12 protein-coding genes are annotated in these 13,643 nt (G+C 38.9%); all 12 read right to left on the reverse strand.

All coding sequences use genetic code 11. The features are described from left to right. Nucleotides 1-50: 50 nt before the first annotated feature. Genes NK987_RS11850 through NK987_RS11905 form a run of 12 tightly spaced genes read right to left on the reverse strand, consistent with a single transcriptional unit; the run spans nucleotide 51 to nucleotide 13,640 of the window. Nucleotides 51-380, reverse strand: coding sequence for a cytochrome C oxidase subunit IV family protein (locus NK987_RS11850; protein WP_258424217.1), 330 nt, complete (start codon nucleotides 378-380; stop codon nucleotides 51-53). An 18-nt stretch (nucleotides 381-398) separates the two neighbouring features. Next, nucleotides 399-1,175: a cytochrome c oxidase subunit 3 gene (locus tag NK987_RS11855; RefSeq protein WP_258424216.1), complete on the reverse strand. Its 777-nt coding sequence runs from the start codon at nucleotides 1,173-1,175 to the stop codon at nucleotides 399-401. Between the two features lie 19 nt (nucleotides 1,176-1,194). Next, nucleotides 1,195-1,776, reverse strand: a complete 582-nt coding sequence (locus NK987_RS11860; protein ID WP_258424215.1) for a cytochrome c oxidase subunit 3 — start codon at nucleotides 1,774-1,776, stop codon at nucleotides 1,195-1,197. A 3-nt stretch (nucleotides 1,777-1,779) separates the two neighbouring features. Beyond that, nucleotides 1,780-2,682, reverse strand: a complete 903-nt coding sequence (gene cyoE / locus NK987_RS11865) for a heme o synthase (protein ID WP_258424214.1) — start codon at nucleotides 2,680-2,682, stop codon at nucleotides 1,780-1,782. Continuing rightward, complete coding sequence (locus tag NK987_RS11870; RefSeq protein WP_259264003.1) at nucleotides 2,679-3,761, reverse strand: COX15/CtaA family protein; 1,083 nt, start codon at nucleotides 3,759-3,761, stop codon at nucleotides 2,679-2,681. The genes cyoE and NK987_RS11870 overlap by 4 nt, the downstream gene beginning before the upstream one ends. Further along, nucleotides 3,742-5,634 carry a cytochrome c oxidase subunit I gene (locus tag NK987_RS11875; RefSeq protein WP_258424212.1) on the reverse strand — a complete coding sequence of 631 codons (1,893 nt, stop codon included), beginning with the start codon at nucleotides 5,632-5,634 and terminating at the stop codon, nucleotides 3,742-3,744. The genes NK987_RS11870 and NK987_RS11875 overlap by 20 nt, the downstream gene beginning before the upstream one ends. 15 nt (nucleotides 5,635-5,649) lie before the next feature. After that, the gene (locus NK987_RS11880; RefSeq protein WP_259264004.1) at nucleotides 5,650-6,684 is read right to left on the reverse strand and encodes a cytochrome c oxidase subunit II; all 1,035 of its coding nucleotides are present in this window, start codon (nucleotides 6,682-6,684) and stop codon (nucleotides 5,650-5,652) included. A 21-nt stretch (nucleotides 6,685-6,705) separates the two neighbouring features. Next, the gene (locus NK987_RS11885; protein WP_259264005.1) at nucleotides 6,706-7,998 is read right to left on the reverse strand and encodes a quinol:cytochrome C oxidoreductase; all 1,293 of its coding nucleotides are present in this window, start codon (nucleotides 7,996-7,998) and stop codon (nucleotides 6,706-6,708) included. A gap of 2 nt (nucleotides 7,999-8,000) precedes the next feature. Further along, a complete protein-coding gene (locus NK987_RS11890; RefSeq protein ID WP_258424209.1) occupies nucleotides 8,001-8,627 on the reverse strand; it encodes a c-type cytochrome in 627 nt (208 codons plus the stop codon). Between the two features lie 12 nt (nucleotides 8,628-8,639). Further along, nucleotides 8,640-9,170, reverse strand: a complete 531-nt coding sequence (locus NK987_RS11895) for a DUF3341 domain-containing protein (protein ID WP_258424208.1) — start codon at nucleotides 9,168-9,170, stop codon at nucleotides 8,640-8,642. A gap of 3 nt (nucleotides 9,171-9,173) precedes the next feature. After that, on the reverse strand, nucleotides 9,174-10,538 hold the full coding sequence (gene nrfD, locus NK987_RS11900) for an NrfD/PsrC family molybdoenzyme membrane anchor subunit (RefSeq protein WP_258424207.1): 1,365 nt from the start codon (nucleotides 10,536-10,538) through the stop codon (nucleotides 9,174-9,176). An 18-nt stretch (nucleotides 10,539-10,556) separates the two neighbouring features. Continuing rightward, nucleotides 10,557-13,640, reverse strand: coding sequence for a TAT-variant-translocated molybdopterin oxidoreductase (locus NK987_RS11905; protein WP_259264006.1), 3,084 nt, complete (start codon nucleotides 13,638-13,640; stop codon nucleotides 10,557-10,559). Nucleotides 13,641-13,643 lie beyond the last annotated feature (3 nt).

Genomic DNA, 13,643 nt, shown 5'->3' on the forward strand with positions numbered 1-13,643 from the left:
AGGTTGAAGTTCCCACTCCAACCTTCTTTTTTTGAATTATTTTTAATTTTTCACCATCTCATAAGGAAAATATCAGAACCCTCCTTAACCAAAGCAATAACTAACCAAACAAGGAAAATCAATGGAACAATAATGGAATAGAAAAGGGGTTTTGCTTCCTCACCCAAGTGCATGAATTCCATCATGATATATTTTGCTTTCCAAATAGTCAAGGCAATAAATATCGCATAAAGGATTAAACCTCTTGGAAGGGTAAATGCAAACACAAATTCTACAAGAGTCAACAAAAGAAGTATTCCTGCTGTTTTCCAGATTTTTTTGATTTTTGCCTCATCCCGAGGCATTACGTCTAGCGCAGATTTATTTTGGAGGGAAGCCATATCTTAGAATTTTATAATTTAGATCAAATAGAATAAGGTAAATACAAACACCCAAACCAAGTCAACAAAGTGCCAATAAAGACCGATTTTTTCAACCATTTCATAATGCCCTCTTTGTTCGTATACTCCCACTGCTGCCTGGTAAAAAGCAAGGAACAACAAGAAAACACCAAGTGTCACGTGAAAACCGTGGAATCCTGTAATGAAGAAAAACAGCTGAGCAAAATTGGAAGGACCATATTCATTTACCGAAAGGTTTGCACCAAATATGGTTTCGGTTACTGTTTGTCCAAAATTATTAACATATGTAATCAAAGATCCATTTGGTGTGCCATGGATAAAGTGGGTCCATTCCCAAGCTTGACAACTTAAGAAAGTGATACCTCCAAGCAAAGTCCAAAGCAACCATTTGACTACATCCTTTTTATCATTTCGATGACCTGCTTCCACTGCTAATACCATGGTGACAGAACTCAAAATCAAAATGAAAGTCATTAAACCAACAAAAGCCAAGGGAATATGAACTCCGTGGAAAAAAGGAATCGCATCAAATACCAATTCAGGTACCGGCCAATATTCATTTGACCCTACAAAAGCGTCGGCAGGTCCTCCATAGGCAGGAAAACTTACACGAAGTGAAATGTAAGTGATCAATAAAGCGGCAAATGTGAAGATATCAGATAGCAGGAAAAACCACATCATGAGTTTCCCATAACTGGCTTTCAGGGGCTCATTTCCTCCACCCCAGACTCCTCTTTTGGGACTTACCCCAATTGCAGTTGCAGTCGTTGACATATATTATATTGTTTACTTTTTAATGATTCAATAACAAAAACATGAACAGGTATAACCAAAGCCCCCCTAAGAAATGCCAATATGTGAGGCACATTTCCATAGTGTCGAGGTTTTTGGAATGGACCTGATACCTGAAGGACGAAATTAATACAATAATTAGAAATATCACACCACTGACTAAGTGTAATGCATGTAATCCTGTGAAAACATAAAGAAAAGAACCTGCCGGATTTCCTACAAAAAAGACATCCCTATCTACCAAAGCTACCCAGCTATACCATTGTCCCACCAGAAAAGCAAAGCCAAGAGCGGAAGTGACTATCATTCCTGTCCTAAGAGATTGCAAATCATCCTTTTTTGCAGATAAATATCCCCAATGCAGGGTAATACTACTCAATACGATAATTCCTGATGTGTACCAAAATATTGATGGGAGGTCAAATTCCAACCAATTACCTTCTGATTGTCTAACAATGTAGGCACTGGTAAGGGAAGCAAAAATCATCACGACTGTGACTATAAATAGCCACAAAGCGAATTTCTTAGGATGCATTGCAATCGGCTGCTCAGCATTTTCTATGTATTCAAATTTCTCTTCCATAGATTAAACTTTATCTAATAAATAGGCAATCTGAACAATCGGCAAGTAGAGAAAAGACCCAAACATTATTTTAAGTGCTGATTTTCTGGAACAATCTTTCATCAGTGAGAAAGTCTGCGCCAAAAACAATACACCACATATGGTAGCCACAATACCTGAATTGATTCCTGTCAATCCAAAATATGTTGGAAGTAAGCCAAGAGGCAATAGGAAAAGTGTATAAATCATAATTTGGATGGCTGTATTCAGATCTTTTTGTCCTCCGCTTGGAAGCAATTTGAATCCTGCTTTTTTATAATCTTCATCACTCACCCATGCTATCGCCCAAAAATGGGGAAATTGCCAAATAAACTGTATTCCAAAAATAATTAAGGCCTCATGGGAAATCACTCCCGTAGCAGCTGTCCAACCCAATAAAGGAGGCATTGCGCCGGGAATTGCTCCTACAAAAACTGCAATGGGACCGACTCTTTTTAATGGTGTATAAACAAAAACATAAAGTACCATACTTAAAACACCAAGCAGGGTAGTCAAAGGATTGGTGAAAATCCAAAGAATTGAAATCCCAATTAAAGCAATGATTGAGGTAAACCAATATGCCTCTTTTAATGAAATAAGGTTTAGAGGAAGAGGACGATTTTCTGTCCTTTTCATTAGTTTATCTATATCCCTTTCCCAAATTTCATTTGCCGCCCCAGAAGCCCCACTGATAAGAAAACCACCAACCATTAGGGCAAAAAACTTACCCCAGGAAAATATAACTCCAGAATCTCCAAGGATAAATCCAAAGACTGCTGAAAACGTAACAAGTGCGGATAATCTGAATTTGATCAAATCATTATAAGCACCGACCCTTAGCATAAGGAAATCGGTTATAGAATTTTCAGAAATATTTATAGTTCTCATGAACCTGCATTTTCTAGATTTAACTTCCTTTGGGCATAAAGTTGCAATAAAATGACAAACTGTATCCCAATTATCAAGGTTCCCAACAAAAGATGTATAGGCTGCAAAAATGCTGGAACGCCAAAATAAGCCATTCCAACACCTGTCAGAATCTCCAATAAGATCACAAAGATAAGAACCTGAGACCATTTAAAGATACTAACATGTCTCAATGTGTATTTGTATACTTTGTAAAAGAAAATAAGATGTACTACCAATAACAAAATTGAATACGATCTGTGAACAAGAAATACCAATCCAAGGTGCTCAACCCATTCACCCCTTAAGAGATTACCAAATTCAAATGCCACAATATCCATTTCCTCTCTAACCTGTGTTCCAAACACAATTTGGACAAGCATCAATAAAAACCCTATGACCAAGATCCCAAACAGCTGGCTTGGTTTTTCTGTATTCACTTGAGTATCATAGATCAATTTATAAGATTGGAAATGAACATAAAGCAGAATACATACTATTACCAGAGCCAACATCATATGAAGGGTAATCATCCATGGCAATAAGTTGGTAGAAACAACTATAGACCCAATCCAAGCTTGAAACAAAACCAAAAACAGGTTGAATACAGACAGGATCGGGATGGATTTTTTGAGTGACCAAAGAGGAACTGATTTAACTACAGTAAAAAGGACCAAAATACCAATAATGGCACCAATCAGCCTGTTTACATATTCGATCCAGGTTTTTACAGGGTTAAATTCTTGCTCAACCAAAATGGATCTGTCATTTTTGATTTGGTAGGCTTTTTCTTGAAAACCTAATTTCTCAAGTTGGGTGGCAAACTTATTGTTCTTTTCTACTCTTTTTTTAGAATAGATTTCCTGATAATTAGATGGGAGCTGATCCACACTTGTTGGTGGAACCCAGCTCCCAAAACATTTAGGCCAATCAGGACATCCCATACCTGACCCGGTACTTCTGACTATCCCACCGACAAGTATCAGAAAATAAACAGCTACCACAGTAATCAAACTGATTCTTCGGAAGCTGTTTATTTGATTAAGATTCTTTTGATTCATTTGCTACAAGGACTTCCTCTTCGTCTGCAATGATTGCTTTTTCCAATTTCACCAATTCCTGCTCATGAGGTAGGTTGGATTCAGGAGTTGCAGACAGCGGAACAGTCTGTGGAATAAAATCCTCAGCCGCTCCAGGCTTTGAGTAGTCGTATGGCCATCTGTATACAGTTGGTATTTCACCAGGCCAGTTTCCATGCTTTGGATGAAGAGGAGTAGTCCACTCTAGAGTATTGGATCTCCAAGGATTCAAAGAGGCTACCCTTCCTCTATACATTGAATAGAAGAAATTGAACAAGAAGATCAATTGCGCACCAAAAGTAATAATGGCGGCTACTGAAACAAACATATTCAAGTCAGTATACATATTGGAGAACTCAAAGTTAGTCCAGCTATAATATCTTCTTGGGAAACCTGCGATACCGATATAATGCATTGGGAAAAACACCATATAAACACCGATAAAGGTTAACCAAAAATGGATATATCCTAATCTTGCATCCATCATCCTTCCAAACATTTTAGGGAACCAATGATAAACACCTGCCATCAATCCAAAGAAAGATGCTGAACCCATTACCAAGTGAAAGTGAGCAACAACAAAATAGGTATCATGCAATTGAATATCAATAGCAGAGTTACCAAGGAAAATCCCTGTCAAACCACCTGAAATAAAGAAAGACACCAAACCGATTGAGAATAACATTCCCGGAGTAAAGATCAAGTTACCTCTCCAGAGTGTAGTGAGGTAATTGAAAACCTTCACAGCTGAAGGAATAGCAATAATCAAAGTTAAGAACATGAATATTGATCCCAAGAAAGGATTCATGCCTGAAACGAACATATGGTGAGCCCAAACGATAAAAGATAAAATCGTGATGCCCAACATAGATATAATCATTGCTTTGTAACCAAAAATAGGCTTTCTTGAATTTACAGAAATAATTTCTGAGGTAATACCAAGAGCAGGCAACAATACAATATAAACTTCAGGATGGCCTAGGAACCAAAACAAGTGTTGGTAAAGCACAGGGCTACCGCCCGTGTTTGGAAGAGCTTCGCCCCCGATATAAATGTCTGACAAATAGAAACTTGTACCAAAGCTCCTGTCAAACACCAAAAGCAATGCAGCTGAAAACAATACAGGGAATGAAAGTAGACCAATTACAGCCGTCAAGAAGAAAGCCCATATTGTCAAAGGAAGTCTTGAAAATGACATTCCTTTTGTTCTCAGGTTGATCACTGTGGTTATGTAATTTATACCTCCCAACAAAGAAGACGCAATAAAGAATGTCATTGCAATCAACCATAATGTCATTCCCAACCCTGAACCAGGCATAGCTTGTTCTAGAGCTGATAAAGGAGGATAAACAACCCAACCTCCTGATGCAGGACCAGTTTCTATGAACAATGAGGTGAACATGATTACACCGGAAAGAAAAAAGAACCAGTAAGATAGCATATTCATGAATCCTGAAGCCATATCTCTTGCTCCGATTTGAAGAGGAATCAAGAAGTTGGAGAATGTGCCACTCAAACCAGCAGTCAATACAAAGAAAACCATGATGGTACCATGCATTGTCACGAGAGCCAAATAAAAATTAGGATCCAGTTTACCGGCATCATCTATCCATCCTCCAAGTAATGGTTTTAACCAATACAATTCCATATCCGGAAATCCGAGTTGTAACCTGAAAATGATTGATAACAAGCCACCAATAATTGCCCAGAATATACCTGTCACAAGGAATTGCTTGCCGATCATTTTATGATCAGTACTGAAAATATATTTTGTTATAAAATTATCGTGATGCTCATGTTCATCATGGTGATCATGAGTACTAGCACTGTGAGTAGCTGTATGAGCTGTTGCCATAATTATAATGTTTAATTACTTGTATTCGCTGATGGTTATTTCAGCTAATTCTTTCAATTCAGGAGATAAATTCTCAACAAGCGCAGGGTTATTGACAATATATGGTTTTTGTTCTGATAACCACTTTCTGTACTCCGCAGGCTCAACAACGTTGATGACTCTTCGCATAGAAAAGTGTCCTTTTCCACATACTTCGGTGCATGCAATCTCATATTCAAACTCAGGGTCATTTAATTCCGCTCTCATTTCTTCAGTAGTTTTGGTAGCGACAAACCAAAATTTCGTCGGCATTCCAGGAACAGCATCCATTTTCAACCTCATGTGAGGTGCGAAAACAGAATGAAGAACATCACGCGCTCTGATTTTGAAAAGAACAGGTTCACCTTTAGGTATAACAACTACTGGTGTATTAAAATCATCATGTGCATTTTTGTCAGAAAAATCCACACCTGAAACATTTGATGCATTGGTTAATCTATAATCGTTAGCCCCAAGCACATTGTCCATTCCTGGATATCTCACTTCCCAAGCAAACTGATAACCCAACAACTCTACAACATGCGCATTTTCGGGCGCAGGTTTGGTAATGTCAGACCAAGCTTTCCAACCTCCAATTACCAACAAAGCCAATACGATTGCAGGCACTACAGTCCAGATTACCTCTAGTTTATTGTTATCAGGATAAAAAGCCGCTTTTCTATCTTCTTTATACTGGTACTTGTATGGAAACCAGAAAAGAAGAATATGGGTAATAATGAAAATAACTCCGGTAACAGCCATCGTGATCCAAAATAACTGGTCTGTTACTGCACCATGCTCTGAAGCCAAAGGAGGATTATAATTATCAAATTCTTTGATAGAATACCAAAACATCAGAGCGCCTGAACCCAAAAGAAATAGAACGAACATGATTGCGTTCACCTTATTACTTCCAGAGGCAACTTTTTTATCACTACCCTTTACTACTGAAACAAGGGATTGTATTCTATATACCATCCATATTATGGATATGAGCAATAAAATACCAACTGCGATTAGAAATCCGTACATAATTATTAGTTTATCGGATAATTAAATATGATGATGATAACTTTCTTCCAACATTGGATGGTTTTTAGCAATGAGATTTCTTTTAGATAGGTTGTTTAAAACAACATATGTTACAAGAGAACCAAATACCAATAACATTCCTACTTCCATTAAGCCAAATCCACCATTGTGACCTAAAGTACCTGGCTGAACCATCAGGAAGAAATCAAACCAATGACCGATGATGATTAAGGAACAAATAAGCTTTAGAAATATTCCGTGCCTTTTTGCGTCTCTTGTCATAAGAACAAGGAAGGGAAGGAAGAAGTTTAGCACTAGATTTACAAAAATGAACGGGCTGTACACATCACTTTGAAGTCTCTCTATAAAATAAACTGATTCCTCAGGTATATTGGCATAATAGATCAACAAGAATTGCGAAAACCATATATATGTCCAGAAAATTGAGAATGCAAAAACAAATTTTCCAAGGTCGTGAATATGGTTTTCATTGACCATTTCCAAGTATCCTCTTTCTTTTAAGAAGACAGTCACCAAGGTCATTGCAGACAATCCGGCTACAAACCATGAAGCAAATACATACCATCCAAACATTGTGGAAAACCAGTGAGTGTCAATAGACATAACCCAGTCCCAAGCAGAAACAGAGGAAGAAACAGCAAAGAAAACAAGGAATAGCGCAGACCACTTTCTGATCTGAAACCAAGTCTGATTTCCAGGATTGAGATCTTCCTGATAAGATAATTTTCTTAATTTATTGAAGAACAACACCCATGCTGCGAAGAAAACAACCATTCTAATGATAAAGAATGCAGGGAACGTCCCTTTTTCAAGTGGCCAAAAGAAAAAAGCCCCTTTTCCATCGATAATTTTATCATATTCAGGACTGTTTACGTCAAAGAGCTCTTTATGTGTCCAATGGAATATATCATGACCTAAGATTGCATAACTAACTATCATGATAATGCCGGCAAACGGCAACCAATAGCCAAAAGAAAGGAAAATCCTCAATAATGGTGCTGACCATCCTGCCTGTGCAGCATATTGGATAGCAAAGAAGAAAACACCAATCACAGCAATACCTGTAAAATAGACATTATTAATCCAAAGATTGGCATAAAGTCTTTGGTACCAATGAAAGGCATGGCCTCCTTCAGCATGTGCATCACCATGGCCTCCGCCTAAAGCAGCTGTCAAGATACCTGCAGTTAGGATAACTGCACCTATGATCAAAATTGTAAATATTGTCTTTTTCAGCCCTGCTGTAAAATCAAATTTTTGATCCAAATTATAGTTTGTAGTACTGTGACCCATGATTATTGCTTCTGAATTTCTTGTTTAACATAGTGAACAATTTTCCAAATTCTTTCCTGAGGAATCTGAGAACCATGCGCCCCCATTCTACCTTTTCCTTTCATGACTACATGGAAAATATGGCCTTCAGGTAGGTTAATATAGGCACCCCCTTTAAGGTTGGCCACACCACCGATAACTTCTCCGGCTTTTCCGTCTCCCTCACCACCTTGTCCATGGCATGCTGAACAATATTGTGTATACAATACCTTACCTTCAGCTAAAACCTGAGGAGTAAGCGTTACTGGGTTTTCATTCAAAGCAGCAGCTTCTAATTCAAATTGCTTTAATCTGTATGGGAGAGAACCATCTTTGGACCTTGGCACAGTGTTGGCAACAGGTTCCCGCATATTCATTCGGTTGGGATTATTGATGTTACTATTGAAAAACTCTCCTTTTCCGTCTTCTCTAGTAGATAACCATGCCCCTTCATCCTCATTCACAATCTGTGAAAGTGGTTCGTATGCTATAGAATTATACATTTGAGGTGCATATTCATAACCGGGATCCTCACCGGAGGCACCACAGGAAGCAAGTCCTAAGACTGCTCCAAGAAATGCAAACGTGTATATAGAACGTGTAATTTTCATATATCTATTTACCTATTCAAAACTTTTAAAATTAACTTCAGAAGCACCGGAATTTTTCAAAACATCAGTTAATTGATTTTCTGCCATTGAAGAATTTACAGCTAAATCAATTGCCATAACATGCTTATCATCTGTGATTCGGATGTCAAATATTCTTGGCTGACCCCAAGGTTTTAGATTACTTGCTATCATGAAAACACCAACCATTCCAAATGCAGCCAATAAAACTGTAAGTTCGAATGTTACAGGAATAAAATCAGGCACTGCAGCATGGTCTTTACCACCAATGATCATTGGCCAGTCAAATTTCATCATATAAAACTGCATGGTCAAGGCAAGTGTAGTACCCAGCATACCAAATAAGAATGCTGCAATTGGAAGTTTACTCCTTTTGTATCCCAAAACATCATCAATACCGTGCACAGGAAAAGGTGAATAAACCTCATGAATTTTCACTCCGCTGCCTCTAACTTTTGATATTGCATCCAACAAAACATCCTCATCGTCATATACGCCTAGGATGAAATTTTTATCTCTTTCCATGCTTTATTTTGTTACTTTTTCTGAGGTTGATTTCACAATAGATTTAATTTCAGCCATGTTGATTACTGGGAAGAACTTCGCAAAAAGGAAAAATAATGTGAAGAACAATCCGAAGGTGAACAGATAAACCCCAACATCTGAGATGGTTGGATAGAACATTGCCCAAGATGATGGAAGATAATCTCTATGCAATGAAGTCACGATGATCACGAATCTTTCGAACCACATACCGATGTTTACAACTAGAGACAATAAGAAAGTGGCAACAATTGAAGTCCTGATTTTCTTGAACCAAAATAGTTGCGGAGAAATTACGTTACATGTCATCATAGACCAATATGCCCACCAATAAGGACCAAACATCCTGTTCATAAAGGCATATTGCTCTGCTGCAACCCCTGAATACCATGCAATGAAGAATTCAGTAATATAAGCAATACCTACAATGGATCCAGTGATGATAATGACAATATTCATCAATTCAATGTGGCCTATGGTGATGTAGTCTTCCAAATGGAATACTTTTCGGGTCACAATCATCAATGTCAATACCATAGCAAAACCTGAGAAGATCGCCCCTGCAACAAAGTAAGGAGGAAATATGGTGGTGTGCCATCCCGGAATCACGGAGGTGGCAAAGTCAAAGGATACAATCGTGTGTACTGAAAGTACCAATGGAGTTGCTAAACCAGCCAATATCAAAGCAACAGATTCATACCTGCTCCAAGTCTTGGCAGCGCCATCCCATCCAAAAGATAATGCACCATATATGGTTTTTCTGATACCGGATGCCCTGTCTCTTATTGTAGCAAAATCAGGGATCAAACCAATATACCAAAACACCAAGGACACAGAGAAGTAAGTTGAAATCGCAAACACGTCCCAAAGTAGAGGTGAATTGAAGTTTACCCATAGTGATCCAAAGGTATTTGGAAGTGGCAAAGCCCAATAAGCACCTAACCAAGGCCTACCCATATGTATAACAGGGAACATTGCGGCACAGATTACGGCAAAAATCGTCATTGCTTCTGCTGCCCTGTTGATGGCCATTCTCCACTTCTGCCTGAACAATAAAAGTACAGCAGAGATCAAGGTACCTGCGTGACCGATACCAACCCACCAAACGAAGTTGGTGATATCCCAAGCCCAGCCAACAGTTTTATTGAGTCCCCACATGCCGATACCTTCCCAAAGAGTTGCTACCAATGCAATGGATCCTAATAACAAAACCCCTACTGAAAATAAAAAGGCTAAAAGCCATCCCATACTGGGCTTAGCCTCTACTTGCCTTGATATATCATGAGTGACGTCTTTCAGAGTTTTACCGCCTGTAATCAGAGGCTGGCGTACGGATGAAGTAACATGCATATCTTATAAAATTATTTATTACGCTTCTGATTTATCCTTATTTCTGATTTTGGTAAAATACCACACGTTAGGGCTCACATTGATTTCTTCCAATACGTGGTAAGCTCTTTCTTCATTTACTTCTTTCATTGCTGAAGTTGTGTCTTCTTGAATTTTGAGCATTTGAGTGATTTTACTGTTGGCATCATTCATGTCTCCAAAAACAATAGCAGTCGTAGGACATGCCGAGGCACAGGCTACGTTGATTTCACCGTCTTTAACTTTCCTACCCTCTCTCTTGGCAGTCAATTTACCTGCTTGAATTCTTTGAACACACATAGAGCATTTTTCTATGACACCTCTTGCTCTGACTGTTACATCAGGATTCAATACCATCTTGCCCATGTCGTCGTTTTGTGCCACGTTAACAGCAGCAAAATCTTTGTTGTCATGATACTTGAACCAATTGAATCTCCTTACTTTATATGGACAGTTATTGGCACAATACCTTGTTCCAATACACCTGTTATAAGTCATTTGGTTTAATCCTTCTGAGGAGTGGGTTGTAGCAGCAACCGGACATACTGTTTCACAAGGGGCATTGTTACAATGCTGACACATCATCGGTTGGAAGGTAACCTCTGGATTATCTGCCGCAACTTCCAATTCTTTATTTGAGGTAGCTTCAGCTGGGGAGCTATAGTACCTGTCAATCCTAATCCAGGCCATTTCTCTTCGGTTAAGCACTTCCTGCTTTCCTACTACAGAAACGTTATTCTCAACCTGACATGCGATCGTACAAGCACCACACCCGATACAAGAATTCATATCAATTGCCAATCCCCAATGGTGTTGGCTATATTGGTGTCCTTTCCAAAGTGAAATTTTAGAAGGTTTGACAAACTCCCCTTCTTTGTAAATTTTTGGCTGATATCTGCCTGCAGATGCGTCTTCTTTATATTCACCTAAGGTAGCTTCTTGAATCACAAACTCTCTTCCCATGTAAGTTTGATGGGTTTGTGTTTGTGCAATTTTATAAACCTCAGAAGTCAATTCGATAGAAATACCGTTAGTTACATCGAAATTTGTAAAGCCTTTTGAGCTATCTACCAATTCATAGGCATTCACTCCGACTCCATCTGCTACCCTTCCTGCTTTGGTCCTGCCATATCCTAAAGCCAAACCAACTGTTCCGTCTGCTTGACCAGGCTGAACCAAAACCGGTACTATAAGAGATTTACCTCCTACTGTAATTTTTGCTTTCTTAGTCTCACCTTCAGACATCTTTAAGCCATTCTCATTGGCCCATTTTTGAGAAACGGTAAGATAATTATCCCATGTAGCTTTAGAAATTGGGTCGGACATTTCCTGAAGCCAAGGGTTGTTTGCAAATGTTCCATTGCCAATTCCAACTTTGGTATAAATGGCCAATTCTGTGCCTGCACTCTCTGCTTTGTAAGCTTTTGCTACATAAGAGGCTGCGGAAGCCAAATCAGCTACATTGGCAACAGGTGTTGATTCAGATGGAATAGAATACACCCCGTTGAATAGTGATCTATCCCAAAATTCCTGAAAATTTGCAGTTTCAGTTTGATCTGCAAAAAGGGTTGTATTCCAGTTTTGCTGCAAGAAATCATAATAATTGGTTGCAGCGCCTGCCCAAACTAAAAATGTATCCTGCGCTTGTCTCGAATCAAATAATGGAGAAATCGCAGGTTGGCTTAAGCTATATTCTCCTTTTCTTGGATAGAAATCATTCCATGATTCAAGATAATGGTGATCAGGAGCAATGTATTGTACCATGGAAGCTGTCTCATCCATAGTGGAGTTGGTGGCCACTGACACTTTCGCTTTGGCAATTCCTTCAGCTACTTCAGCCCCTTTGGCAAAATCATAAACAGGATTACAGTTGTAGAAAACAACTCCTCCTACCCTGCCTGCCTTCAAATCAGTCACAAATTGATTCATTTTGGAATCGTCTCCTTTTCTGAAATAGGATGGCTTGGAAAAATCTACGGTAACGCCATTGTTTTCGAGTAAGTCATTGATGGCGTTTACAACAACCTGCACATTAGGATCATTTGAACCTGATACCACGATGGACTTACCTTTGTTAGCCCAAAGTTCCTTTGCAGCTTTATCAAGGTGAGCGATTTCAATTGCACCACCTGAAACAGTAGCTGCTCCGGCTTGCTTTGCAATGGCATTGTATAATGCCAATACTGCAAGTCCGCTTTGAGAAGGTTTTATCGGTGTTCTATAATCCGCATTGGCACCGGTAAGGGAAAGATTGGATTCAAATTGGAAATGACGGGACATGACCGGCTTTTCTTTCGAAATTTTTCTACCCTGTCCATATTGCTTAGCAAACTCTATGGGAGAAATCCATGTTCCCAGAAAGTCAGCTCCAAAACTCACGATCACATTGGCTTTATTGAAGTTATAGCTTGGAAGCATTGCTGTTCCATAAGACGTTTCAGCAGCCTTGGTTATTCCATAATTGGAAATAGGATCGTAGGTGATGACTTCCGCGCTACCAAATACCTCGGCAAATTGCTGAAGAACTCTTTCAGTCGATGGAGAAATTACTGTATTGGTAACAATTTTAACTGTACCCGCTGATGCCAATTTGGCTTTTACTTCAGAATCGATAGTTGCCCAATCTGATTTCGTCCCATTGATGTATGGGCCAGCAAGTCTTTGTTTGTCGTACAAAGAAAGAACTGAAGCTTCAACTATGGCACTGATGCCTCCTTTGTTTATAGGAGAAAGTTCATTACCATCTATTTTGATAGGTCTTCCTTCCCGGGTTTTTACTACAATAGAGGCATAATCACCGCCGGAAGAAAATGTTGAAGCATAATAATTAGGAATGGATGGATTGACGTCAACAGGTTTGTTGACATATGGAATTGCCTTTCTCACTGGAGCTTCACAAGCGGCCAAGGATGCAGCCGCCAAACTAAAACCCATCAATTTTAGAAAATCCCTCCTAGATGCACCTTCTTCATTTCCTAAGATTGTTGGCATTTCAGGAAATTCCTTCTCTGCATTCTTAACAAATTCAGGATCATTTGTTAATTGCTCTAAACCTTTCCAATAGGTCTTTTTATTTTCTGTCATTGT

The organism is Aquiflexum gelatinilyticum (genome assembly GCF_024813435.1).
GTDB lineage: Bacteria > Bacteroidota > Bacteroidia > Cytophagales > Cyclobacteriaceae > Cognataquiflexum > Cognataquiflexum gelatinilyticum.